This is a genomic window from Flavobacterium sp. HJSW_4, assembly GCF_042436695.1.
Taxonomy (GTDB): Bacteria; Bacteroidota; Bacteroidia; order Flavobacteriales; family Flavobacteriaceae; genus Flavobacterium.
On sequence record NZ_JBHNPP010000008.1, the window covers coordinates 74,709 to 100,128 of the forward strand.

A 25,420-nucleotide genomic window follows, 5' to 3' on the forward strand; every position below is an offset into this window, starting at 1 on the left:
ATTATGAAATTGTTTTTGGATAATCATTTTATTGCAAAGATTAAAAACTTTTCTTTGGCAATTATGGCCCTATTCATTGTTTATTCCTGTGCAACGCGCAAACCGCAGTACGGAAAAAATGTTAGTGCCAACGAAACAGAAAACGCAACTGACACTATAAAAATTGCACATACCTTTTTTCTTGTTGGAGATGCTGGAAATGCCGACGAAGAGCAGGCTCAACAAACGCTCGAACTTTTGCATCAAAAGCTGAAAAAAGCAAATAAAAAATCGACGCTTCTTTTCTTAGGTGACAATATTTACCCAAAAGGTTTTCCGGGCAATAAAAACCCAGAAGACAAGGCTTTAGCAGAAACAAAACTGACAAATCAATTAAAATTAACTAAGGGTTTTAAAGGAAGAACAATTGTAATTCCTGGAAATCACGATTGGTACAGCGGCATTAAAGGTTTAGAGCGTCAGGCTGATTTTGTAACGAAATATTTGGACGATAAAAAGAGTTTTCTGCCAAGAAAAACCTGTCCGATTGAAGACGTAAAAATCGACAGCGTAACCACTTTGATAGCTGTTGATAGTGAATGGTTTTTGGAAGATTGGAACGATCATCCAACGATAAATGACAATTGCGAAATTAAAACCAGAGAAGCTTTTTTTGAAGAATTAGAAGGGCTTTTAAATAAAAACCAAGAGAAAACAGTTGTCTTGGCCATTCACCATCCGTTATTGAGTAACGGAACACATGGCGGACAATTTTCGTTAGAAAAACAATTATTTCCTTTAGAGCAAAAAATTCCGCTTCCAGTAATTGGTTCATTCATCAATTTGCTTCGAAAAACATCTGGAGTTAGTCCGCAAGATATTCAAAATAAGCAATATACTATTTATACGAAAAGAATAAAGACGCTTTTACAAAAACAGAAAAATGTAATTGTAGTTTCTGGTCACGATCATAACTTGCAATATATCAGCAAAGAAAACATTCAGCAGATTATTAGCGGAGCAGGATCAAAATCTGAAGCAGCGAGAGCAATTAGCCCTTATGATTTTTCGTATGGCGGAAATGGTTATGCTGTTTTAACAATGTTTAAAAGTGGCGATGCAAAAGTTTCATATTATGGAAATGAAAACAACAAAGAGAAACTTCTTTTTGAACGCGAAATTATAAAAGCTAAAGAAATTAACTGGGCTTCAGATATTCCGAATAAGTTTCCTGCAAAAGTGACAACTTCGATTTATTCTCCAAAAATGACTCAAAAAGGTGCTTTCCATAAATTTTTATTCGGACAGCATTACAGAAAATATTACAGTCTTCCTATTGAAGCTACAACCGCAACTGTAGACACTCTAAAAGGTGGTTTGAAACCTATTCGCGAAGGCGGCGGACATCAATCAGTTTCTTTAAGAATGTCTGATCCTCAAGGTCGTGAGTTTATCATGCGTGCCATGAAAAAAAGTGCAACAGTATTTTTACAATCCGTTGCTTTTAAAGATCAATATGTCGTAAATGAGTTTGAGAAAACCTATGCCGAAGATTTCTTATTTGATTTTTACACCACATCTCATCCTTATGCTTCTTTTGCAATTGGTGGAATGTCAGACCAAATTGGTTTGAGGCATACGAATCCGATTTTATATTATGTTCCAAAACAAAATGGTTTAGGAGAATTCAATGCGAGTTTCGGCGATCAATTATATATGGTTGAAGAAAGACCAGCAGATAATCATTTAGATGGAAAAAATTTCGGAAAACCGAGCAACATCATCGGAACTGATGATCTGATGCTAAATCTTCATAAAGATGAAAAATATGTGGTTGATGAAAAAGAATATATAAAAGCCCGTTTGTTTGACATTCTTATAGGAGATTGGGACAGACACGGCGACCAATGGCGTTGGGCAGAATATAAAGAAGATGGAAAAGTAGTTTACAGACCTATTCCAAGAGATCGTGATCAAGCTTTTGTAAAATATGACGGTGCTTTGCTTTCACTTATCATGAATATGCCTCCACTTCGTCATATGCGATCTTTTAAAGGTGACAGAATTAATGTGAAATGGCTTGGAAGAGAACCTTACCCTATGGATTTGGCATTTTTAAAAACTGCTGAAGAAAAAGAATGGGTAGAGCAAGCCAAATACATTCAAGAAAATCTGACTGATGCTGATATCGATGAGGCTTTTAAAAACATGCCAAAAGAAGTTCAGGATGGAACGGTTGACGAAATCAAATCAAAATTAAAACAAAGAAAAAAAGATCTTCAAAAGTATGCTAGTAGATATTCTGACGTTTTGAGCAGAACAATTATGATTGCTGGAACAGACAAAAAAGACAAGTTTGTTTTGAATCATAATGCAAAAGGAGCAATTGAAGTTCAGGTTTTCAGAGTTAAAAAAGAAGGTGATGAATTGGTTTACACTAAAACCGTAACAGATGATAAAACCAAAAATCTTTGGATTTACGGATTGGATGACAACGATACTTTTGAAGTAAAAGGGAATCAGAAATCAAGCATAAAAATTCGTTTGATTGGAGGTCAGAACAATGATACTTACAACATCGAAAACGGAAGAAAAGTTATTGTTTACGATTTCAAATCAAAAGAAAACACATATAATCTGGATTCTAAAACACAGACGCAGTTAACGGACGATTATGATGTGAATGCTTATAACTATGAAAAACCTAAATACAATGTAATTGCAGGACTTCCAAACATTGGATTTAATCCTGATGATGGTGTAAAAGTAGGAGTTAATTTAAATTATACCGTTAATAATTTTAAGCAGAATCCATATACGCAAAGACATATTTTTAACGCCTTTTACTATTTTGCGACTGGCGGTTTAGAGTTCAATTACGCAGCACATTTCCCAGGTTTATTAGGAAAATGGGTTATTGATGTGGAATCTTTATATACGACTCCAAACTTTGCCATGAACTATTTTGGTTATGGAAATGAGTCACAGTATGATGATGATGTAGATATGGATTACAATCGTGTTCGTATCAGAAAATTTAATGCTTCAGGCGCGATAAGACACGTTGGAAGATTTGGAAGTGAATTCAGCATTCAGCCAATTTTCCAGAGAATGACGGTTGAAGAAACTGAAAACAGATACATTAATATTCCAGGAATTGTAAATCCAGAAGTATTCGATAGCCAAAATTTTGGAAGTTTGAAGGTCAAATATGTATTTAAAAATTCAGATTTTGCTGCGAAACCTACGTTAGGAATGTATTTTATGGTTGCTGGAACTTGGACAACAAATTTGGATCAAACCAAAAAGAATTTCCCAACGCTTGAAAGTATTTTAGGTTTTACACATAAAATTGATCATAACGGAAAATTGATTTTGGCTACTTATTTAAAAGGAAAAGCTATTTTAAACAATAACTACGAATTTTACCAAGGTGCTTCTTTAGGCGGCGATACTGATTTACGTGGTTTTAGAAATGAGCGTTTCTTAGGAAATTCATATTTCTCTCAAAGTTCAGATTTACGATTAAGTATCGGAAAAATACGCAAAACAATTGTTCCTTTTACTTACGGAATTCTAGGCGGTTTCGATTATGGAAGGGTTTGGCTTGATGGTGAAGATTCTAAAAAATGGCACCAAGATTACGGCGGCGGACTTTGGTTGAATGCTATAAATGTCATTACAGCGAGAATCTCTTATTTTAAATCTCCTGACGAAATTGGAAGGGTGATTTTTGGAGCAGCATATAGTTTTTAATTAGGCACAAAGGTAAATAGTGACAAAGGTTCAAAGGTTTTTAAGATAACAACTTAAAAACCTTTGAACCTTTGTTCCTTTGCAACTTTGAACCTTAATTAAAGCTTAAACTCATAAACCTTTCCTCCTATTTTATTTGTTTTTTCGTCGGCGATTAATAATGTATTGTTGTCTTTAAAAACGATGGCTTCTTTTTGGGAAAAGTGATTTAGATTTAATTCTGTTTGGGTTCCTTTATGGAATAAATCTCCTTTAAAATCTTTAAATAAAAGCACTTTATCGTGACTTAATAGCGCCACTTTTTTTCCGTCTGGACTTATTGTTGCACTCGTTAACACGCAATGATTGTAGTTGTTACAAGTTTTAAATTCACCAATTTTTACTGCTTTCTGAGTTCCTGCAGCATTTTTAATTTTATAGATAAAAGCTGTTCCATCAAAACCTTTGCTTCTGTTTTTAGTAAAAAGATAGAAATAACCGTTTTGCTCAAAGAAACCTTCAACATCATAAAACATTTCTTTTTTCTTTGGAGGAAACTCTTTTTGTTCCGGATATGAAAATGAGATTTTATATTCGGCTTTAGCCAAATCATTATTCAGCTGATTTTTTGCCACTTTATAAATGCATAAATCTCGTCTTTCGTTATCATTATTTCCAAAATCGCCAATGTAAATATTTCCAGATTTGTCTTTTGTAATGTCTTCCCAATCGACATTTGTAGCGTTAGAAATTGTGATTGTTTTGGCTAATTTCCCTTTAGAATCAATTGCATAAATAGCATTTTTATTTCCGCTATCTTCTAGAGTGTAAAGAATATTGGATTCAGGAAAATAGGCAATTCCAGAAACTTCTTTTAATTTTTTTGGAAGTGAATAAAGTTCTTTAAAATCAGAACCAGATTGTTTCTGGCAAGCTAATAAAACAATTGAACAAATAACTAAAAAAGATTTTTTCATAAAATTTATTGTTTTTGAAACCATATAAGTTATATAAGTAATTTAAGAAGCAATGCTTAATTGAACTCATATGACTTATATGGTAAAATATTTAAACCAAATTGGTATTTTTAAAATTACGCGTAATAAACTCAAATGCAGCGTGCATCACATGTCCCATCGATTTTGCGTTTTTGAATTTCATGTCGTTCGTATAACGATACAATTCCATTTTTAATTGCATCAAATGTTCGTGTGTCGAAATCGTATCGTGACACATTATATTGAGTAATTTATGAATTCTAGTTTCGGCTGAGTGAATACGTTTTGCTAAAATCGCTCTTTCTTCATCTTTATATTGAATGATCGAACGCTCTTCCAATTTCTCTTTGATTAATTGAATCATCGGAAAATTTTCCTTGAAAAACTGCGGACGATAGACTTTAAAATTCCCTTCATAACATTGCTGGTCAAAATCAATCGGACGAATTTTATAGACAACTTGATCAAAATCGTGAATCGGGACAATTACATAATTATATGCACGCATATCTCCCAAAAGACGAATCATACAGCGTTCGTTAAACTTGACAAACTCTTTTGCAATCTGCGCTTTTTCCATTTCGCTACATTTATCCAGAAGCGTATCCATAAAAACATCACCTGGAATTCCGATAATATGCTCTTCGATCAAAGTGTCTTTATAAACCAAAAAGTTAATTTTATCTGGCGAAAGAATATCTTCCAATTCTAATCCATAAATACGTGAAGCATCTGCTTTTTTGATGTAAAAATGGACATAGTTATCATTCAAAATATTTCGAACTTTAATTCTAAAAGGCTTCGAATTTCCGAAAGTGCAATAATCAATCGCATCAACATTCAGGAATTGAATGATTTCATTATTTCCATCAGAATGCAAAAGCGAGTAGATTTTCTTTAGATTTAAATCAATTTCACTGCGCTCAAATTCGCCATAATATACTCGAATCCAAAGCGTATCGTTATCATATTTATCGTAAACATTTATTGAACCCGAAAAACGGAGCAAGTCATCATAAAACACAGAAACTTTAGAAATACGTTCGTATCGCTCTAAATAACTTAAAAGTGGCTGCGTTAAAGGGAAAGACGGTTTTTTTAAAACCATTAAAGGCTCGCTCATTTTGAATATCTTTATTACAAATTTACGTCAATACGATTTAAAGTTAGAATTTAAAGTAACAAAAATCAACTTGACTCGTCATACTAAAAACTAAAACCAGAAAAATTTGGAAACCATATTAACCATTGAGAATTTAAGTAAAAGATACGGCCGAATTCAGGCTCTGAAAAATGTATCTTTTCAAATACAAAAAGGTCGTGTTTATGGCATTCTAGGGCCAAACGGCAGCGGAAAATCGACCACATTAGGAATTGTTTTGAGTGTTGTCAACAAATCGTCTGGCAATTATCGCTGGTTTGACGGCAATGTGGAAACGCATGAAGCTCTTAAAAAAGTTGGCGCCATTATAGAAAGACCAAATTTTTATCCGTACATGACGGCTGAGCAAAATCTGAAACTGGTTTGCAAAATCAAAAATATCAACTATTCTAAAGTGAATGAAAAACTGGAATTGGTTGGTTTAATCGAAAGAAAAGACAGCAAATTCAGTACTTTTTCTTTAGGAATGAAACAGCGTTTAGCCATTGCATCGGCACTTTTGAACGATCCAGAAATTTTAATTTTAGATGAACCAACTAATGGATTAGATCCTCAGGGAATTCATCAAATTCGAGATATCATTAAAAAAATTGCATCACAAGGAACTACTATTTTACTGGCTTCTCATTTATTGGATGAAGTAGAAAAAGTATGTTCGCAGGTTATTGTTTTAAGAAAAGGTGAAGTTTTATATTCTGGCCCTGTTGATGGAATGTCTTCTAACGAAGGATTCTTCGAATTACAAGCCGATGATAATTTAGCTTTAAAAACGGTTTTAGCAGAAAATCCAGCAGTTGACAGAATTGCTGAAGAAGACGGAAAAATTTTAGTTTACTTAAATTCTGACTTATCAGCTTCAGAATTAAATCAGTTTTTATTTTCTAAAAACATTGTTTTAAGCCATTTAGTAAAACGCAAAAACAGTTTAGAAGCTCAATTTTTAGAATTAACCAAAAATGCTATCGCCCAAAAAAACTAAACCATGAAAAGACTTCTCTCTATAGAATTGCAAAAAATCTGGATGAATAAAGCCAGTCGTATATTAACCTTAACTTATTTCATATTACTTTCTTTTATAGCACTTATTGCTGTTATAAAATTTGATATTGGTCCTTTCAAATTTCATTTGGCAGAAATGGGAATCTTTAATTTTCCATTTATTTGGCATTTTAATACTTATGTTGCCGCTTGGATGAAATTCTTTTTAGCCATTGTAATTGTTTCCATGATGGCAAATGAATATAGCTACGGAACTTTAAAACAAAACTTGATTGATGGTCTCAGCAAAAAAGAATTTATTTTATCTAAATTCTTGACTGTCGTTCTATTTGCTTTTGGATCTACCGTTTTTGTTTTTATCATGAGTTTAATTCTAGGCGTATGGTTTTCTTCTTATACTGAATTTGGAATCATTTTTTCGGACTTAGATTATCTTTTAGCCTTTTTTGTAAAACTGACAGGATTCTTTTCTTTCTGTTTGTTTTTAGGAATTTTAGTAAAACGTTCGGCTTTTGCTCTTGGTTTTCTTTTAGTTTGGAATATAATCGAAGCAATTATAAGAGGAACTTTAGCTTTTAAAGTTTTTCCAAACAGCGATACTGACGAAAAAATTGTTCAGTTTTTACCTTTAGAATCAATGTCTAATTTAATTGTTAATCCGGGTCCGAGATTATCTGTAATTAAAAATATTGGTTCTCAAATGGGAATTGAAACAGGAGGTGACTTTAGCGTCAATTATACTGCTATTTTTATCGTTTTAGTGTGGACTTTTTTGTTTATCTATTTTTCTTACAAATTATTAAAAAATAGAGATTTGTAGTATATTTGCTACTATGAGTCAACTAAGAACTTTTCTAATTTTACTTTTGTGCTGTTTTTTCCATAAAATCAGTGCTCAGAATATTTCTGTTGATGATACAGCGACACCAGCAGATTTAATTCAGAATGTTTTAATAAATAGTTCTTGTGTTGATGTTGAAAGTGTAAGTGCATCAGGAAACCCGACTCCAAACGAACAGAGTTACGGTTCTTTTACAGCTGGTGCTAACTTTCCTTTTCCAAGCGGAATAGTTTTAAGTACATCACCGAGTAAAAATGCAGAAGGTCCTTATAATCAACAAGGTTCTAAGGGCACGCAAATAAGAGCTTGGAATGGTGACGCAGATCTTAACACAGCCTTAGGAATTACTAACAGTACTCAAGCAACAGTTTTAGAATTTGATTTTATAGCATTGACCAATTCGATAAGCTTTAATTATATTTTTGCTTCGAATGAATATCAAAATAATTTTCCCTGCATTTATTCAGATGGATTTGCTTTCTTAATTAAAGAAGTCGGAAGTGCTGATAATTATAAAAATCTTGCGGTTTTACCCAATACCAATACAGCGGTTTCAGCTACGACAGTTCACCCAAAAATTGAAACCATAAATGGCAGTGCTGGAGAACCGATAGTTGGGTGCGAAGCTATAAATGAAAATTATTATAGTGGTTACAATACGGCTTCGAGCCCTATAAACTATGCGGGTCAAACGATAGTGATGAATGCATCTACAGATGTAATTCCGAATAGAAAATATCATTTAAAATTAGTCGTTGCCGACGATGTTACTAGACAATACAACTCAGCAGTGTTTATTGAAGCGGGAAGTTTTGTAACTAAAATAAATTTTGGACAAGACAGAACTGCAGCTAATGGAAACCCTGTTTGCTTTGGCGAAAATTTTGCTTTAGATACTAATTTAAACCCTACAAATTACACTTTTAAATGGTTTAAAAAAGATGCTTCTAATACTTATGTTCAAATTCCAGGAGCAGCATCTCCGTCTTATCCCGTACCATCGGCAGGGATGTACAAAGTTGAAGCAACAATGAATGGCACAACTTGCGTTTCTATTGGAGAAATTACAGTTGAATTTTCTGCTGAAATACCATCAACAAATACTTCTTTGCTACAATGTGATGATGACAATGACGGCATTACAATTTTTGATTTGACTAAAGCTGGTAATATTATAAAAAATAATAATTCTCAAATCATCAATCAGGGATATTATGAAACTTTGGCTGATGCACAAGCTAAAACAAGTCCCATTTCAAATCCGCAACGATATACAAATAAAGGTCTAAATCAAATTGTTTTTGCCCGTATTGAAAACACTTTTGGCTGTAGCGCAATAGCAGAAATTACACTAAATGTTTCTAATTCTGTTATTCCAGACCAATCGCCAATAGAAACTTGCGACGGAGATGATACGCAGGATGGTTTATATCAATTTAATTTACTCGAAGAAGTAACGCCACAAATCAAAACTGGTTTGCCTTCAGAATTGGTTATTAATTATTTTTTAACGGCAACCGATGCAATTACGGAAACAAACCAACTACCGAATATTTTCAAAAATACAACTCCAAACAGTCAAACCATTTATGCACGTGCAGCAAACGGCCCTAATTGTTATGATATCACACCAGTAGAATTAATCGTTCATACTTTTGATCCGCCTAATTTTGAAGATGAAACTCGTTATTTATGCAAGGGAGACGAAATGACATTAACTGTCGCTACTGGATTTAACAGTTATAGCTGGTCTACTGGAAGCAGCACAAATTCTACAGTAATTAATAGCGCTGGAGATTATTCTGTTTTAGTAACTAATGCTAACGATTGTCCAAAAACTAAAAATTTCAAAATAATTTTATCTGAACCTGCCACAATTACTGGAGCAGATATAAAGGATTTTTCTGGAAATGATAATACTATACAAATCCAATATACAGGTGCTGGAAATTATGAATTTTCTCTTGATGGAACTGTTTTTCAAGACAGCCCAACTTTTACTCAAGTAAATCCAGGAATCTATAATGTAATTGCCAGAGACAAAAATGGCTGTGGTTTATCTAATTTATTTTTAGTATATGTTTTAGATTACCCACGTTTCTTTACTCCAAACGGAGACGGATTTAATGATTTATGGGTCATTAAAAATATTGATCAAATGCCAAATTATACGATCTCCATTTTTGATCGCTATGGAAAATTACTCAAACAAATGAACCAAAGTGGCGCAGGCTGGAACGGAATTTTCAACGGAAGAGAAATGCCTTCAGATGATTATTGGTTCACTTTACTTTTTGTAAACGGAAAAAATGTTAAAGGGCATTTCAGCTTGAAAAGATAACCTTTCAAAAATTCCAATTATTAAAACCTAAATTCCAATATTTGGTTTATAATTTTAAATCTCAGAAACAACTCAATTCAGCATAAAAAAAATCCCAAACTCCAGATGGAATTTGGGATTTTTATATTGAAATTTAAAATATAATTAGATTTTATATCTTTTTCTATCTGTTTCGCTTAAGTAGATTTTTCTTAAACGTAAAGATTTTGGAGTAACTTCAACATACTCATCTTTTTGGATGTACTCTAAAGCTTCCTCTAATGAGAATTTGATAGCTGGAATAATTCTAGCTTTATCATCAGCTCCAGAAGAACGTACGTTAGAAAGTTTTTTCGTTTTAGTAACGTTAACAGTCATATCATCGCTACGAGTGTTTTCTCCAATTACTTGACCTTCATAGATATCCTCGTTAGGATCAACGAAGAATTTACCACGGTCTTGTAATTTATCGATAGAGTAAGGAATTGCTTTTCCGTTTTCCATAGAGATTAATGAACCGTTGTTACGTCCAGGAATTTCTCCTTTGTATGGCTCATATCCAATGAAACGGTGCGCCATGATAGCCTCACCAGCAGTAGCCGTAAGCAATTGATTTCTTAAACCGATAATTCCACGAGATGGAATGTTGAATTTAATAATCATACGCTCACCTTTACCTTCCATAGAAAGCATTTCTCCTTTACGGATAGTAACGAATTCAACCGCTCTACCTGAAAGGTTTTCTGGCAAGTCGATAGTTAATTCCTCAATTGGCTCACATTTAACACCATCAACTTCTTTGATGATAACTTGTGGCTGACCAATTTGAAGCTCGTACCCTTCTCTTCTCATTGTTTCAATAAGAACAGATAAGTGAAGTACACCACGACCAAAAACCATGAATTTATCAGCAGAATCAGTTTCTCCAACTTTCATCGCTAAGTTTTTCTCTAACTCTTTTGTTAATCTTTCACGAATGTGTCTAGAAGTAACAAATTTACCTTCTTTACCAAAGAAAGGAGAATCGTTAATTGTAAACAACATGCTCATTGTTGGCTCGTCGATAGCAATAGTTTGTAAAGCTTCAGGATTTTCGAAGTCAGCGATAGTATCACCAATTTCAAAACCTTCAATACCTACAACAGCACAAATATCTCCAGCAACTACTTCTTCTACTTTTCTACGGCCTAAACCTTCAAAAGTATGTAATTCTTTAATTCTAGATTTGATTACTTTACCATCTCTTTTTACCAAAGAAATTGGCATTCCTTCTTTCAAAGTACCTCTTTCAAGACGACCAATAGCGATACGACCTGTAAAAGAAGAGAAATCTAAAGAAGTAATCAACATTTGAGGAGTACCTTCAGAAACTTTTGGAGCAGGAACATTAGCAATAACCATATCTAATAATGGTTCAATGTTTTCTGTTTGATTTTTCCAATCGTCAGACATCCAGTTGTTTTTTGCAGAACCGTAAACTGCTGGGAAGTCTAATTGCTCCTCAGTAGCTCCTAATTCGAACATTAGATCAAAAACTTTCTCATGAACTTCTTCTGGAGTACAGTTTTCTTTATCTACTTTATTGATAACCACGCAAGGTTTCAATCCTAAATCGATCGCTTTTTGTAAAACGAAACGAGTTTGTGGCATTGGACCTTCAAAAGCATCAACTAGCAAACATACACCATCGGCCATGTTCAATACACGTTCTACTTCACCTCCAAAATCGGCGTGGCCTGGAGTATCGATAATATTGATTTTTGTTCCTTTATATTGAACAGAAACGTTTTTAGAAGTAATTGTAATACCTCTCTCACGCTCTAAATCGTTATTATCTAAGATTAAATCACCTGTGTTTTCGTTTTCACGAAATAACTGACAGTGATACATAATTTTATCAACCAAAGTGGTTTTACCGTGATCGACGTGGGCAATAATTGCAATGTTTCTAATAGATTCCATCTGTGATTTTTAATGGGCGCAAAGGTACACTTTATTTTCTAAAAAAAAACGTTTCTGACATAGTTTGCGTATATACAATCAATTAGTTAATATAAAACATCAAAATATCGGTTTCAAAATGACATTAACATACGTTTAGTTATAGTTAAATTAACTATATTTGAGGTGATGAAAAGTAAAACTCTCCAAATTACTCTTATTTATACCATCATCTCAATAATTATGGCAATCTTATGTCATAAATTATTCATAACCTACTTTTCTTCACCAGAATACCTATACCTGCCTTTAATAAAAGACATTATATTTATCCTAATTACAGTATTGGTTTTCAGTCTCATACTTTCAAAAAATGAAAAAAGAAATATCACAATCTTTGAAAAGCTAAACAAAACCAACGAAGAAATTGAAGAATCTAATGAGAAATATGATATCGTAGCAAAAGCAACCAGCGATACAATTTGGGATTGGAAAATTCAAGAAGACAGCATTAATTGGAACAAAGGAATTGAAAGTGTTTTTGGTTATGACCCTAAAGAAGTAGGCAAAACTTCTAAATGGTGGTTTGACAAAATTCACCCAGAAGACAGTATCCGAATGTCAATAAAGCTTTATTCTTTTATTGAACAAAAAACAGAAAAATGGCAAGACCAATACCGTTTTAGATGCGCAGACGGAACTTACAAATATGTTTTGGACAGAGGTTTTTTATTGAAAGATGAAAACGGAAGAGCCATCAGAATGATTGGAGCAATTCAGGACATTACAAAACAAAAAGAAGAAGAACAGCGATTAAAGCTTTTAGAAACCGTAATTACACAATCTAAAGATTCTATTTTAATTACCGAAGCCAATTCTTCTGAGAGAAGAATACCTAAAATAGTATATGTAAATCCTGCATTTTCACAAATGTCAGGTTATCAATCAAATGAAATTATCGGAAAATCTCCAAACATTTTCAAAGGCCCAAAATCAGATTCTGATGAATTACAGAAACTTTTGAGAGCTATAAAAAATGAAGAAGAGTGCCTTATTGAAACTATTACTTACACCAAAAGCAAAGAAGAATATTGGGTACGATTTTCTATGATTCCTATTTTTAATAATGAAGGCGTGATTTCACACTGGATTTCGATTCAGAGAGACATTACAGATGAGAAAAAACTAGAAACAGAAAAAGAACATCTTATTCGAGAATTAACACAAAACAACAAAGACTTAAAACAATTTTCATACATCACATCACATAATCTTAGGGCACCACTTTCTAATTTAATCGGACTTTTAAATTTAATAGAAGATATCCCAATCGAAAATGAAGAGCTCCAAGAAATACTAGCCGGATTTACAAAATCTACTCATTTATTAAATGAAACCATAAATGATTTAGTAAAAGTGATCATTATTAAAGACAATCCTTCAATGCAAAAAGAAGAAGTGTCTTTGAAAGAAGTTTTTGAAAATGTATTTAGTCAGCTTTCATTTCAAATTGAATTACATAAACCAATAATTAAACTTAAATTTGACAAAGTCCCTGAACTTATTACAAACAAAGCTTACATTGAAAGCATTCTATTAAATCTGCTTACCAATTCCATAAAATATAAATCGGAAAACAGAAAACTAAAAATTTCTATAACAGCAGAACAAATCGAACAACGAACAATCTTAACCTTTAAAGACAACGGAATCGGAATTGATTTAGAAAGAAATCGCGACAAAGTATTTGGGCTTTATCAAAGATTTCACAATTATCCAGACAGCAAAGGATTAGGATTATACCTTGTAAAATCGCAGGTAGAAACAATGGGAGGAACAATTTCTATCGACAGCGAAGTCAATAAAGGAACTACATTTACAATAACATTTAAAAATTAATCATTATGCTTGAGCAGATTTTATGCATCGATGATGACCCTATCACATTGATGCTATGCAAAAAAGTAATTTCAAAATCTTTATTTTCACACGAAGTTATTACAGCTCAAAACGGCGAAGAAGCTCTTCATCATTTCAACGTATTAAAATACACTAACGATAAAGCTAAAAAAAGACCCGAATTAATTTTTTTAGATCTAAATATGCCAATTATGGGAGGATGGGAATTTTTAGACCATTTCACTTCTCCAGATTACAAAGAATTCAACACCGTTCCTGTTATCGTATTATCTTCAACCATTGACCCTGAAGATCTAGCCAAAGCAAAAAAATATCCTATTATAATAGATTTTTTATCTAAACCTATTACACTGCCAATGCTAGAATATCTTAAAAAGAAAATAGATCTTTAGATTAAATTCCAATATTAAAAATCCAAATTCCAACTTTAAAAACTATTGGAATTTGGTTTTTTTTTATTTTCAAAAATGGCTTTAGAATTTAATATAAATAAAAAAAAAAGTCCTCTAAAAGAGGACTTTTCTATATCTAATAAATTGTATTAATTACAATTTAGCAACGTGTTTCGTTAATTTAGACTTCAAGTTAGAAGCTTTGTTATCGTGAATGATATTCTTTTTAGCTAATTTATCAATCATAGAGATTACAGTTGATAATTTCGCAGTAGCATCAGATTTATCAGTAGCTAATCTTAATGCTTTGATAGCATTACGAGTAGTTTTATGTTGGTATCTGTTAAGAACTCTTCTTTTTTCGTTGCTTCTGATTCTTTTTAAAGCTGACTTATGATTTGCCATTTCTTTTTAATTTTAGATGTAATAATTATTATATATACTAGTTAAAAAAGAAAAACCTCCCACAATTGTTAAACAATCACTTTGGTTTTAACTAATAAAATAGAAATCGAGACACCAATTTTTATTTTATAAAACTTATTTACAACTAATTTTCGTAGTCTGTAAGGGAATCGAACCCCTGTTACCAGGACGAAAGCCTGGAGTCCTAACCCCTAGACGAACAGACCATTTCCTTCTAAGTTCTCTTCAATTTAAAATTGAAATTTGTAGTCCGTGGGGGAATCGAACCCCCCTTACCAGGATGAAAACCTGGCGTCCTAACCGATAGACGAACGGACCTAATTTTCCTAAGTTTGGAAATTTTCAATATGTAATATAACTTGTAGTCCGTGGGGGAATCGAACCCCCCTTACCAGGATGAAAACCTGGCGTCCTAACCGATAGACGAACGGACCGCGCTTCTGTATTGCGGATGCAAAGATACATCTATTTTTTAGTTGCGCAACACCTAACGTAAAAAAAATATTTTTTTTTTAGTATGCCTTAGCAAAAAGCACTCTTTTAGAAGAAGGTTTCCCAGTAAACACGCAGGTTCCCGCCTCTTCAACAGCATCCAAAGGAATGCAACGAATCGTCGCTTTTGTCAATTCTTTTATTTTTTCTTCTGTCTCAGCAGTTCCATCCCAGTGAGCAGACAAAAAGCCTCCTTTACCTTCTAAAACTTCTTTAAACTCCTCAAAATTATTTACTTCCGTAATATGAGTATTACGATAATCTAATGCTTTCGTAAATAAGTCAGTTTGAATCTGCTCTAAAAGATCATTTACATGTTCAACGATTTTTTCGCTAGCAACAACCTCTTTCGTCAAATTATCACGTCTTGCTACTTCAAAAGTTCCATTTTCTAAATCTTTTGGACCAACAGCAATTCGAACAGGAACTCCTTTCAATTCCCATTCCGCAAATTTAAATCCTGGTTTTTGAGTTGTTCTGTCATCAAATTTAACAGTGATTCTTAATCTTCTCAATTTAGCCGCTAACTCATTAACCGCTTCAGTAATTTGAGCCAATTGTTCGTCTGTCTTATATATAGGAACAATTACCACTTGTATTGGAGCTAAGTTTGGAGGCAATACCAATCCTTGATCATCAGAATGCGTCATAATCAACGCCCCCATTAAACGAGTAGACACTCCCCAAGAAGTTCCCCAAACATGTTCTTGTTTTCCTTCAGCATTAGCAAACTTAACATCAAATGCTTTTGCAAAGTTTTGCCCTAAAAAGTGAGATGTACCAGCTTGCAATGCTTTTCCGTCTTGCATTAATGCTTCAATACAATACGTTTCATCTGCTCCAGCAAAACGTTCTGTTTCGGTTTTAAAACCTTTTACAACTGGAATTGCCATGAAGTTTTCTGCAAAATCAGCATAAACATTCATCATTTTCTCTGACTCTTCTATTGCTTCATCTTTTGTAGCATGAGCAGTATGCCCTTCTTGCCATAAAAACTCAGCAGTTCTCAAAAATAAACGCGTACGCATTTCCCATCGAACCACATTAGCCCATTGATTAATTAACAAAGGTAAATCTCTATAAGATTGCACCCATCCTTTATATGTAGACCAAATAATAGCTTCACTTGTTGGACGAACGATAAGCTCCTCCTCTAATCTTGCATTCGGATCAACCATTAATTTCCCTGGTCTATCCTCATCATTTTTTAATCTGTAATGCGTTACAACCGCACACTCTTTTGCAAATCCCTCAGCATTCTTCTCCTCAGCCTCAAACATGCTTTTCGGCACAAACAAAGGAAAATACGCATTTTGATGTCCAGTTTCTTTGAACATACGATCTAACTCCGCTTGCATTTTTTCCCAAATAGCATAGCCGTATGGCTTAATTACCATACATCCTCTAACTCCTGAATTTTCAGCTAGATCTGCTTTTACAACCAGTTCGTTATACCATTTCGAATAATCTTCTGATCTTGTAGTAAGGTTCTTACTCATATTATATATTTTGGCACAAATTTTGTTTTATACAATTTTAACTAAATAGTTTGACAAAACTAACTAATTTTGTAATGTGCAACAATAAAAAACACCACAGATATGAAAACTTACCTTTCACTCCGCCAAAACTCTAATCATTTTTACTTAATTGGATTATTGAGTTTATTGCTAGCGTCATGTGGTTCTTACCAAAATTCATCTTATTACGATAATGATGGAGTATATGGAGGTACATCTGTTAAGTATGTACAAACTGGAACAAACAACCAATACAAAGAATACTTTAGATCATTGCAAGATGACAATCAGCCAACTGAAATATTTACTGATGTTGATAATTACACCAATTATTCAGACAGTACTCAAACTGCCTCTGTAGCAGGCTATCCTGCATGGGGAAGCAGCAGTTCTGAAGTTTCTGTAAACGTTTACTCTACACCAACATGGTCATTCGGATTCGGATGGGGATACCCTTATTATGGATATGGATACGGTTACGGATGGGGCTACCCTTATTACGGATGGGGTTACCCAGGTTACGGATGGGGCTACCCAGGATGGGGTTATCCTGGCTATGGATACCCTTATTATGGATACAACTACTCTTACAACTACGGAAGAAGAGGTTCTGCAGGTTATTACGGAGACAGAAACTACGCTTACAACAGAAATTACAGCACTAATAGAGGATACACAACCAATAGAGGAGCGTATACAACTAATAGAAACTATACCACCAACAGAGGAAGCTACACAACTAATAGAGGAAGCTTTACAAATAATAGAACCTACAACACAAATAGATCCAACGGTTATACTGACTTCAGAAGAACTAGTACGAATAGCGGAACAACAAGTCCAACATTTACAAATAGAAGATCATATTCAAACGGTTCTGACTACAGTAACAGCAATTACAACAGCACCAGAAGATCTTATAATAGCGGAAACGGCAACACTACAACAAATAGAAGCTACACCCCTAGCAACAACAGCGGTTCATCAAGAAGTTATACTCCAAGCAGCCCTAGCCGTTCAATGAACAGCAGCGGTGGCGGAGGAAGCTCTAGATCATACGGTGGCGGCGGTGGCGGCGGCGGAATGAGATCTGGCGGCGGCGGCGGAGGAAGAAGATAATTTTTTCCTCAGCAGTCTTAAATTCGAACTAAAACTTATCAAAATGAAAAAAATACTTTTCCTATTTATAACAGGACTAACTGTCAGCGCGTCATATTCACAAGAAGTTTCAGACGGTTTACGTTACGCCCAAGACAATCTTACCGGAACTGCTCGCTTTAGAGCAATGAGTGGTGCTTTTGGAGCTGTTGGAGGAGACATATCTGCCTTAAGCGTTAACCCAGCTGGATCTGCAATTTTCAACAGCAATCAAGTCGGAATATCTTTTAGCAATCAGAATATCAAAAACAACTCTAATTACTTTGGCAATAATACTTCCGACAAAGAGAACTCTTTTATCTTAAACCAAGCCGGTGGTGTTTTTGTATTTAAAGACAATAATCCAAAAAATGGATGGAATAAAATTGCAATTGGCGCAACTTACGAGAACACAAACAATTTCAATAATGAAGTTTTCTCAGCTGGAACCAATCCTACTAATTCAGTAGGCGACTATTTTATGTCTTATGCAAATGGAATCCCTTTAAAAGTCATAGATGGTTTAGACTATCGCGATTTAAATTACACAGAACAGCAAGCCTATATGGGATATTGGGGACATGTTATTGACCCTGCTGCCATTGATCCAGAAAACACTGAATATCTAACGAATATTCCTGCTGGAGGAAATTATTACCAAGAAAACGAAGTTTACACTAGAGGCTATAACAGTAAAGTAGGTTTTAACATTGCTACTTCATATAAAGACCGATTTTATATTGGAGCTAATTTAAATGTTCACATTACTGATTATAGAAGAACTACAAGTTTCTATGAAGACAATAGTAATCCGTTACAGCCATACGAGACAATTTCTAATTTACGCTTCAACAACGAATTATACACATACGGAAATGGATTCTCTTTCCAACTTGGAGCAATAGGGAAAGTAACTGAAAATTTCAGACTTGGTTTAGCTTATGAATCTAATACTTGGTATGAACTATACGACGAAACTTCTCAAAGCATTTACACAACTAGACAAGCAGATGGCGGACCAGCTTTGAATGCTAATATAAACCCTAATGTAATTAATGTATACGAATCTTATACTTTGCAAACTCCAGACAAATGGACTTTTAGTGCCGCATATATATTTGGAAAATCTGGTTTATTAAGTATTGATTATGCTATAAAAAACTACGGAAATACTAAATTCAAACCTACAGATGACCCAGGTTTTAGAGGAATTAATAATGATATTAGCAACACTCTTACTAGTACTGGCGAACTTCGAATTGGTGCTGAATACAAAATCAAACAATTAAGTTTGAGAGGTGGATATCGCTATGAAGGAAGCCCTTATAAAAACGGAATCACAGTTGGAGACTTAAACAGCTACTCTGCCGGCTTGGGATATAATTTCGGAACTACCAAATTAGATTTAGCTTATTCATACTTAGAAAGAGAATCAAATCAAGGTTTTTTCACAAGAGGTTTCACAGATGCTGCTAAAGTTACTTCAAAACTAAACAATGTCACTATGACTTTATTATTTGAATTGTAATTAAAAATCAAAATAGATGATTGAAAATTTCCGTCAGGTTTTTACTTGACGGATTTTTTTTACCTTTTAAACGCCTTTCACATTAAATTCTACTTAAGAATAACTGCAGCTTCATAAAAAACAGCTAAAACAAAGTGCAAACTAGTGATGTTTGAATAAAAAAAGTGTAATTTTGCACTCCAATTTATAAAAGTATGAGAACCAAGTCTTTAAAAAAGAACAAAATTAACGTAATCACTCTTGGGTGTTCAAAAAATGTTTATGACAGCGAAGTCCTTATGGGACAGTTGCGTGCAAATGGAAAAGAAGTTGAACACGAAGCTCCTGCAGAAAAAGAAGGAAACATTATTGTAATTAATACTTGCGGATTTATTGATAATGCAAAAGCAGAATCGGTAAACATGATTTTGGAATACGCTGATAAAAAAGACAGAGGGCTTGTAGACAAAGTTTTTGTAACAGGATGTCTATCTGAGCGTTACAGACCAGATTTGGAAAAAGAAATTCCTAACGTTGACCAATATTTTGGAACAACAGAATTACCTCAATTATTAAAAGCTCTTGGAGCTGATTATAAGCATGAATTACTTGGAGAGCGTTTAACTACAACTCCGAAAAATTATGCTTATTTGAAAATTGCGGAAGGATGCGACAGACCTTGCAGTTTTTGCGCAATTCCATTAATGAGAGGTTCTCACGTTTCTCAACCAATTGAAAAATTAGTTAAAGAAGCTCAAGGCCTTGCTAAAAACGGAGTTAAAGAATTGATCTTAATTGCTCAAGATTTAACGTATTACGGTCTTGATCTTTATAAAAAAAGAAATTTAGCAGAATTATTAGAGGCTTTAGCAGCTGTTGAAGGAATCGAATGGATTCGTTTACACTACGCTTACCCTACTGGTTTCCCGATGGACGTTTTAGAACTAATGAAACGTGAGCCAAAAATCTGTAATTATATTGATATTCCATTACAGCATATTTCAGATTCTATTCTAAAATCTATGCGTCGTGGTACAACTCAAGCTAAAACAACTCAATTATTAAAAGATTTCCGTGCTGCAGTTCCAGGAATGGCAATTAGAACTACTTTAATTGTTGGTTACCCTGGAGAAACTCAAGAGGATTTTGAAATTTTGAAAGATTTTGTTCAAGAAATGAAATTTGACAGAATGGGATGTTTTGCTTATTCTCATGAAGAAAATACTCATGCTTATTTGTTAGAAGATGATGTTCCAGATGATGTGAAACAAGCAAGAGCTAATGAAATTATGGAATTACAATCTCAAATTTCTTGGGATTTAAATCAAGAAAAAGTGGGCAAAGTTTTCAGATGTATTATTGACAGAAAAGAAGGCGCTCATTTTGTAGGACGTACTGAATTTGACAGCCCAGATGTTGACAATGAGGTTCTAATCGATGCTTCTAAGCATTATGTTAAAACTGGTGAATTTGTTAATATCAAGATAATTGAAGCAACAGAATTTGATTTATACGGAGAACCTGCTTAAATTTACGGTGAACTATTGCAAAAATTAGACAAAAAAACTTTTATGAAACCTACTCTGAACCTAATTCTTTTCGTTTTTACTTTATTTTGCTTCAACACTGTTTCTGCTCAATATGGAGGCGGATACAATAATGGTTACGGCGGCTATGGCAATGGTTATGGTGGCGGCTACGGAAGAGGCGGCGGAATGGGTATGGACAGAAGCATGATGGGCGGACAACAGCAAAGCACACCAAGCAAACCTAAAGAAACTCCTCCTGAAGAAATTGCTGCAATTATTATGGAGCAAATGAAACCACAGGTAAATTTGGATGAATTGCAAGCAATTGCTATTTCAAATGTTTTAGCTGAAAGCATCAGAGAACAAGGTATTTTGCTGAAAAATGAAAGCAGTAGTCAAGATCAAAAAATTGAGCAGATTAAAGCTTTAAAAGAGAGTACTGATAAAAAAATCAGCGCTTTTTTAAATCCTGATCAAATTGAAAAATATAAAACTTTCATGGATACTTTTAAAGACATGAAAAAATCTAAATCAAAAAAGAAAAAAGATAAAGATTCTAAAGACAAAGACTCAAAAGAAGTAAAAGACGCCCCAGATACGAAAATTTCAGAATAATCGTTATTAACTTATAAAACAACGAATTATGACAAAAAAACTTTTTTGTTATCTGATTTTAGCAATTATCATCAGTGCTTGTTCTACAAATCCGTACAAGAATACTGAGAAAGCTTATGATCAGCAGCTGAAAACTTTAGAGAACCAGATTACAAGCAAAGAAGCCAAACCAATTCCGCCAGTTTCACCATTGGCAATTGACACTTCTTATGCACAGCAACTGGGAATCATAAAAGACACTTTATCTAAAACAGGCTCTACGTATTTGGTAAATGGAATAAATACCGAGTGGGTTGGTACTGTAAACTTTAACTTAAGAAAACCAAGTTTCGTTATTATTCATCATACTGCTCAAGATTCTCTACAGCAGACGATTAATACTTTTACAAAAACGAAAACTCAAGTAAGCGCTCACTACATCATTTCTGAAAATGGAAAAGTAGTACAAATGCTTAATGATTATCTAAGAGCATGGCATGCTGGAAATTCGACTTGGGGAAAAACAACAGATTTAAACTCTTGCTCTATTGGTATTGAGTTGGACAATAACGGTTTTAAACCTTTTACTGAAGCACAAATTAGCAGTTTGGTCGCTTTGTTGACTAAATTGAAAAAGGATTATAACATTCCGACGCAAAACTTTTTAGGTCATGCTGATATTGCACCGGGAAGAAAACAGGATCCAAGCGCCTTATTTCCTTGGAAAACTTTAGCAGAAAAAGGATTCGGAATCTGGCCAGATGAAGTTTTAGAGCCAGCTCCTTTTGATTTTAAAATTGAACCAGCGCTTAGAATAATAGGTTACAACACCAAAAATTTAAGTGCCGCAATTCAAGCTTTTAAATTGCATTATATTCAAACTGATGCAACTTCAGTTTTAGATAGAAAAACAATCGATGCGATTTATTCAATATACAAAAAACAGGTTCAATAAAACCTCATCATTTAAATAATAAAAAAGCGTTTCTATTTAACAGAAACGCTTTTTTTATCCCTACTACTCTTCACAACAATTCATATAATACAAGAATACAAGTTGATAACCACATACATAGAACTGGAAATTTTAAATTAAAATAAAGCGTTTTAAAGAAGTTAGAAGAAAGAAACAAAACATGAAATTCAGAACTTCAAATTTAAAACTTGAAACCTGAAACCTGAAACAAAATAAAAAAGCTGCCAAAACATTAGAATGTTTCGACAGCTCCAAAAAAAAAAAAAAATATCAATCTTTATCTCTAGAAAGAGTATGTTGTTGCAATTAATCCGAAGAAGCTTCCTCCTGTTGGCAATGCATCTTTGTCTAAAAATATATCCTGAGATGCCGCATCGTATCTTAACTCAGGAATTATAGTAAGCTTTCCAACTTTGTAGTTTAAAGAAACTGTGTTAGCAAATACACTTGATCCTGCTAAAGTTCCTAAACTTAGAGCCGCATCTTTAGCATCAAAATATTCCATTCTGTAAGCTAAAAGCAAGGTTGGTTTGAAAGAATAAGTAGCATATCCTACCAAAGAAAACCAATCTCCATCTAAATTACTGTCAAAATCATTTGTCGTTTTAGCATAAGTTGCATTTAATCCAAGTGAAAAACTATCATTAATTGCTTTAGATGCTGTTAAATCAAACTGTGTTTTATTTTCGTCTGAAACTGGAATTGTACTTCCCGGAATTGGATTACTACTTCCTGTTGTAAAATTCAAATAAGCACTTCCTGTATCTCCAATATATCCTACTTGACCAATAAATGTTTTTTGGTAAGAACCTGCATCCATAGCCGATTTAAAGTCAGTCGGGTTGGTTAATCCTAACATCGCAGTAAATTTACCAGAAGTATATTGCGCTTTAACCCCAGTATTGAAAAATGGTCCATAAGAAAACGCATAAGACATACTGTAGTTTTTATTATCTACCGCATCTAGTACTTCATATCCGATATGAGTTCCGAAACTACCTGCCACTACTTTAAATTCATCAGTCAAATTGTATGTAAAATATAATTGTTTTAATAAAAATTTTGCACTTGCATCTTTATCTGGCGTTTCATTATATGAAAATTCTGCTGCTCTTTTTCCGAAACCTAAGTCCACAAAAACAGACGCTTTTCCAAATGTATGACCTGCTTCAATCGATGCCATTCCTAATTCGAATGAATTTTGCGAGTTGGTGAAGCTCGTCAATCCATTCATTTGTTTTGAAAAATCATATTTGTAGTACGCATCTGCAGAACCTCCCCATGTGGTTGCTGGAGCAGATGTTTCCTCTTCTTGGGCAAAGGCAAAAGAACTTGTTAACATCGCGGCTAAAATGTGAAATGCTTTTTTCATGTTTTAATTTGGTTTTTAGTTATTAATTGATTCTGGTTAGTTAATCTTTTATATATCTATTTAATAGTATAAGTCACTTCTAAAACCTTTCATGCGCCCTTCAAATCATCATCATTTTCATTAGCGAATTTATTAACTTTTGTATGAGTAGAATAATTCAAAACTGCTTTTTTGACGTTTTAGGCGAAGAATTACGGATTACAAAAATTAATGTTCTAATAATCATTATTTGATATTTATAGATAATTGTTTTTGAAAATTCAACAACATATTTTCACCTTTTTAATAAAATAAAAATAGGGTTAAAGTAAAAAATACTACAAAAACAAGAACAAAAACACCAACAAAACACATTTCAAAAACAATACCCCTATAAAAAACAGGGGTGTACATAAAAATAAATAAAAAACACAAAAACAACCATAATACAAAAACAAGTAACCAAACAAAACAATTAGAAGAAAAAATTCCTACAAAAATAAATCATCATAAGAACGTTTTTAAACTCAAAACTATAGCTCTTTTTAAACACAAAAAGCATTCATCCGAAACAAAAAAAAGCCCGTTCATTTAATTTGAACGGGCTTTGCAAAAATGACCTAACTAATATATTATTCTTTATTATACATTCTCAAATATTCGCGTACTTTAATTCCAGATTCTTTTAAATCCTCATCTTTCCATTTTCCTTCCGATTTTGCAGATTTCTTTAGAATTGAGCAAGTCTCATCTTTATCTGACACCGACCAAGTAATCCAGCTCAATTTTCGAGCTTCCATCCAATCTACATATTCTTGCCAAGCTTTATAATTTAGAGGTCCATCACCAGAAGCTTCCATTCCTGCCGATTCTGAAATAAAAACAGGCAAACCGCTTTTAATAGCATTGTCGGTTCTATCTCTTAATTCTTTACCGTGTGTTGCCGCATAAAAGTGCATCGTATACATTATATTAGTATAACCTCTTATCGGATCTTGAGCAGGAAGATCTATATCTTGATCCCAATGCGGACAACCCACTAAAATTATATTATTCGGATCGTTCTCTCGAATGACTTTTATAACTTCTTCTGCATAGGTTTTTACTTCCCACCAAGTCTCATAATCTGGTTCGTTGAAGACTTCATATATTATATTAGGATACTTAGCATATTTTTTAGACATCTCGGCAAAAAAGTCTTTTGCTTCTTTCAGGTTTACATTATGACTGTGCCAATCTATAATTACATATATATCAGACTTTATTGCTCCATTTACGACAGCCTCTATTTTCTCTTTCGAAAATTGCGGATCTTTTATATAGGAGTACTCACCAAGTTCAATTCCCATTGCGGCGCGAACTACATTACAATTAAAATCCTTTTTTAACCAGCTTACTGCTTTTTCATTATAAAATCTTGGCCACATGCTATGCCATCCAAAACTTAAGCCACGGAGCACAATCGGATTATTATCTTTGTCTACAAGCTGAGTTCCGAGAACACTTAACTGTCCGTGTTTTTTCACAAATTGCGCTTTTGAAACATTCATCAGAAACAAAAGAAAAAAAGCAACATACCAAACCTTTGATTTCATATTATA

The 25,420-nt window shown here is 33.5% G+C and carries 18 protein-coding genes and 3 tRNA genes; 11 read left to right on the forward strand and 10 right to left on the reverse strand.

The window, feature by feature from the left end; genetic code table 11:
* The first annotated feature begins 3 nt into the window (after positions 1-3).
* Positions 4-3,735, forward strand: coding sequence for a metallophosphoesterase (locus ACE01P_RS09845; protein WP_379696889.1), 3,732 nt, complete (start codon positions 4-6; stop codon positions 3,733-3,735).
* 98 nt (positions 3,736-3,833) lie between these two features.
* Here the strand turns inward: ACE01P_RS09845 and ACE01P_RS09850 are convergent, their stop codons facing one another.
* Both ACE01P_RS09850 and ACE01P_RS09855 read right to left on the reverse strand, forming a co-directional pair.
* Entirely contained in the window at positions 3,834-4,691 is an 858-nt protein-coding gene (locus ACE01P_RS09850; RefSeq protein ID WP_379696892.1) for a hypothetical protein, read from the reverse strand.
* Between the two features lie 91 nt (positions 4,692-4,782).
* Entirely contained in the window at positions 4,783-5,835 is a 1,053-nt protein-coding gene (locus tag ACE01P_RS09855; protein ID WP_379696895.1) for a hypothetical protein, read from the reverse strand.
* 106 nt (positions 5,836-5,941) lie between these two features.
* Between ACE01P_RS09855 and ACE01P_RS09860 the strand changes: the two genes are divergently transcribed.
* From ACE01P_RS09860 to ACE01P_RS09870, 3 genes are read left to right on the forward strand one after another with little or no spacing between them, the layout of a single operon-like run.
* Positions 5,942-6,853: an ABC transporter ATP-binding protein gene (locus ACE01P_RS09860; protein ID WP_379696898.1), complete on the forward strand. Its 912-nt coding sequence runs from the start codon at positions 5,942-5,944 to the stop codon at positions 6,851-6,853.
* A gap of 3 nt (positions 6,854-6,856) precedes the next feature.
* Positions 6,857-7,693 (forward strand): ABC transporter permease, encoded by an 837-nt coding sequence (locus tag ACE01P_RS09865; protein WP_379696900.1) that lies wholly within the window; start codon positions 6,857-6,859, stop codon positions 7,691-7,693.
* A 13-nt stretch (positions 7,694-7,706) separates the two neighbouring features.
* Positions 7,707-10,055 carry a choice-of-anchor L domain-containing protein gene (locus ACE01P_RS09870; protein ID WP_379696902.1) on the forward strand — a complete coding sequence of 783 codons (2,349 nt, stop codon included), beginning with the start codon at positions 7,707-7,709 and terminating at the stop codon, positions 10,053-10,055.
* A 144-nt stretch (positions 10,056-10,199) separates the two neighbouring features.
* On the opposite strand, the gene typA is transcribed toward ACE01P_RS09870, so the two are convergent.
* Positions 10,200-11,996, reverse strand: a complete 1,797-nt coding sequence (gene typA, locus ACE01P_RS09875; RefSeq protein ID WP_012026900.1) for a translational GTPase TypA — start codon at positions 11,994-11,996, stop codon at positions 10,200-10,202.
* 168 nt (positions 11,997-12,164) lie between these two features.
* Here typA and ACE01P_RS09880 point away from each other — a divergent pair, with 168 nt between their 5' ends.
* Together ACE01P_RS09880 and ACE01P_RS09885 are read left to right on the forward strand one after the other, a co-directional pair.
* Complete coding sequence (locus ACE01P_RS09880; RefSeq protein WP_379696904.1) at positions 12,165-13,874, forward strand: PAS domain-containing protein; 1,710 nt, start codon at positions 12,165-12,167, stop codon at positions 13,872-13,874.
* 5 nt (positions 13,875-13,879) lie between these two features.
* Positions 13,880-14,287 (forward strand): response regulator, encoded by a 408-nt coding sequence (locus ACE01P_RS09885; protein WP_379696906.1) that lies wholly within the window; start codon positions 13,880-13,882, stop codon positions 14,285-14,287.
* Positions 14,288-14,440: 153 nt separating this feature from the next.
* Here the strand turns inward: ACE01P_RS09885 and rpsT are convergent, their stop codons facing one another.
* From rpsT to proS, 5 genes are all read right to left on the reverse strand, one after another.
* Positions 14,441-14,692 carry a 30S ribosomal protein S20 gene (gene rpsT, locus ACE01P_RS09890; RefSeq protein ID WP_089052957.1) on the reverse strand — a complete coding sequence of 84 codons (252 nt, stop codon included), beginning with the start codon at positions 14,690-14,692 and terminating at the stop codon, positions 14,441-14,443.
* 155 nt (positions 14,693-14,847) lie between these two features.
* Positions 14,848-14,919 (reverse strand) — tRNA-Glu (locus ACE01P_RS09895).
* A gap of 40 nt (positions 14,920-14,959) precedes the next feature.
* Positions 14,960-15,031: transfer RNA gene (locus ACE01P_RS09900), tRNA-Glu, on the reverse strand.
* Between the two features lie 44 nt (positions 15,032-15,075).
* Positions 15,076-15,147 (reverse strand) — tRNA-Glu (locus ACE01P_RS09905).
* 78 nt (positions 15,148-15,225) lie between these two features.
* Positions 15,226-16,704: a proline--tRNA ligase gene (gene proS / locus ACE01P_RS09910; protein ID WP_379696908.1), complete on the reverse strand. Its 1,479-nt coding sequence runs from the start codon at positions 16,702-16,704 to the stop codon at positions 15,226-15,228.
* A 102-nt stretch (positions 16,705-16,806) separates the two neighbouring features.
* Here proS and ACE01P_RS09915 point away from each other — a divergent pair, with 102 nt between their 5' ends.
* From ACE01P_RS09915 to ACE01P_RS09935, 5 genes are all read left to right on the forward strand, one after another.
* Entirely contained in the window at positions 16,807-17,844 is a 1,038-nt protein-coding gene (locus ACE01P_RS09915; protein WP_379696910.1) for a hypothetical protein, read from the forward strand.
* Positions 17,845-17,887: 43 nt separating this feature from the next.
* Positions 17,888-19,390 carry an OmpP1/FadL family transporter gene (locus ACE01P_RS09920; RefSeq protein ID WP_379696912.1) on the forward strand — a complete coding sequence of 501 codons (1,503 nt, stop codon included), beginning with the start codon at positions 17,888-17,890 and terminating at the stop codon, positions 19,388-19,390.
* Positions 19,391-19,584: 194 nt separating this feature from the next.
* On the forward strand, positions 19,585-20,898 hold the full coding sequence (gene rimO, locus ACE01P_RS09925) for a 30S ribosomal protein S12 methylthiotransferase RimO (RefSeq protein WP_111289008.1): 1,314 nt from the start codon (positions 19,585-19,587) through the stop codon (positions 20,896-20,898).
* A 42-nt stretch (positions 20,899-20,940) separates the two neighbouring features.
* Complete coding sequence (locus tag ACE01P_RS09930) at positions 20,941-21,513, forward strand: hypothetical protein (RefSeq protein WP_379696914.1); 573 nt, start codon at positions 20,941-20,943, stop codon at positions 21,511-21,513.
* A 28-nt stretch (positions 21,514-21,541) separates the two neighbouring features.
* Positions 21,542-22,447: an N-acetylmuramoyl-L-alanine amidase gene (locus ACE01P_RS09935; protein WP_379696916.1), complete on the forward strand. Its 906-nt coding sequence runs from the start codon at positions 21,542-21,544 to the stop codon at positions 22,445-22,447.
* A gap of 304 nt (positions 22,448-22,751) precedes the next feature.
* Here the strand turns inward: ACE01P_RS09935 and ACE01P_RS09940 are convergent, their stop codons facing one another.
* Positions 22,752-23,840 carry an outer membrane beta-barrel protein gene (locus ACE01P_RS09940; RefSeq protein WP_379696918.1) on the reverse strand — a complete coding sequence of 363 codons (1,089 nt, stop codon included), beginning with the start codon at positions 23,838-23,840 and terminating at the stop codon, positions 22,752-22,754.
* A 611-nt stretch (positions 23,841-24,451) separates the two neighbouring features.
* Entirely contained in the window at positions 24,452-25,414 is a 963-nt protein-coding gene (locus ACE01P_RS09945) for a glycoside hydrolase family 5 protein (protein WP_379696920.1), read from the reverse strand.
* Positions 25,415-25,420: the final 6 nt, after the last annotated feature.

What these genes read in the sequence shown, in the direction of transcription:
- ACE01P_RS09930 (WP_379696914.1), top strand. Translation starts at nt 20,941, where the DNA reads ATGAAACCTACTCTGAACCTAATTCTTTTCGTTTTTACTTTATTTTGC.
- ACE01P_RS09885 (WP_379696906.1), top strand. Translation starts at nt 13,880, where the DNA reads ATGCTTGAGCAGATTTTATGCATCGATGATGACCCTATCACATTGATG.
- rimO (WP_111289008.1), top strand. Translation starts at nt 19,585, where the DNA reads ATGAGAACCAAGTCTTTAAAAAAGAACAAAATTAACGTAATCACTCTT.
- ACE01P_RS09915 (WP_379696910.1), top strand. Translation starts at nt 16,807, where the DNA reads ATGAAAACTTACCTTTCACTCCGCCAAAACTCTAATCATTTTTACTTA.
- ACE01P_RS09870 (WP_379696902.1), top strand. Translation starts at nt 7,707, where the DNA reads ATGAGTCAACTAAGAACTTTTCTAATTTTACTTTTGTGCTGTTTTTTC.
- typA (WP_012026900.1), bottom strand. Translation starts at nt 11,996, where the DNA reads ATGGAATCTATTAGAAACATTGCAATTATTGCCCACGTCGATCACGGT.
- proS (WP_379696908.1), bottom strand. Translation starts at nt 16,704, where the DNA reads ATGAGTAAGAACCTTACTACAAGATCAGAAGATTATTCGAAATGGTAT.
- ACE01P_RS09935 (WP_379696916.1), top strand. Translation starts at nt 21,542, where the DNA reads ATGACAAAAAAACTTTTTTGTTATCTGATTTTAGCAATTATCATCAGT.
- ACE01P_RS09855 (WP_379696895.1), bottom strand. Translation starts at nt 5,835, where the DNA reads ATGAGCGAGCCTTTAATGGTTTTAAAAAAACCGTCTTTCCCTTTAACG.
- ACE01P_RS09865 (WP_379696900.1), top strand. Translation starts at nt 6,857, where the DNA reads ATGAAAAGACTTCTCTCTATAGAATTGCAAAAAATCTGGATGAATAAA.
- ACE01P_RS09845 (WP_379696889.1), top strand. Translation starts at nt 4, where the DNA reads ATGAAATTGTTTTTGGATAATCATTTTATTGCAAAGATTAAAAACTTT.
- ACE01P_RS09920 (WP_379696912.1), top strand. Translation starts at nt 17,888, where the DNA reads ATGAAAAAAATACTTTTCCTATTTATAACAGGACTAACTGTCAGCGCG.
- ACE01P_RS09880 (WP_379696904.1), top strand. Translation starts at nt 12,165, where the DNA reads ATGAAAAGTAAAACTCTCCAAATTACTCTTATTTATACCATCATCTCA.
- ACE01P_RS09945 (WP_379696920.1), bottom strand. Translation starts at nt 25,414, where the DNA reads ATGAAATCAAAGGTTTGGTATGTTGCTTTTTTTCTTTTGTTTCTGATG.
- ACE01P_RS09940 (WP_379696918.1), bottom strand. Translation starts at nt 23,840, where the DNA reads ATGAAAAAAGCATTTCACATTTTAGCCGCGATGTTAACAAGTTCTTTT.
- ACE01P_RS09850 (WP_379696892.1), bottom strand. Translation starts at nt 4,691, where the DNA reads ATGAAAAAATCTTTTTTAGTTATTTGTTCAATTGTTTTATTAGCTTGC.
- rpsT (WP_089052957.1), bottom strand. Translation starts at nt 14,692, where the DNA reads ATGGCAAATCATAAGTCAGCTTTAAAAAGAATCAGAAGCAACGAAAAA.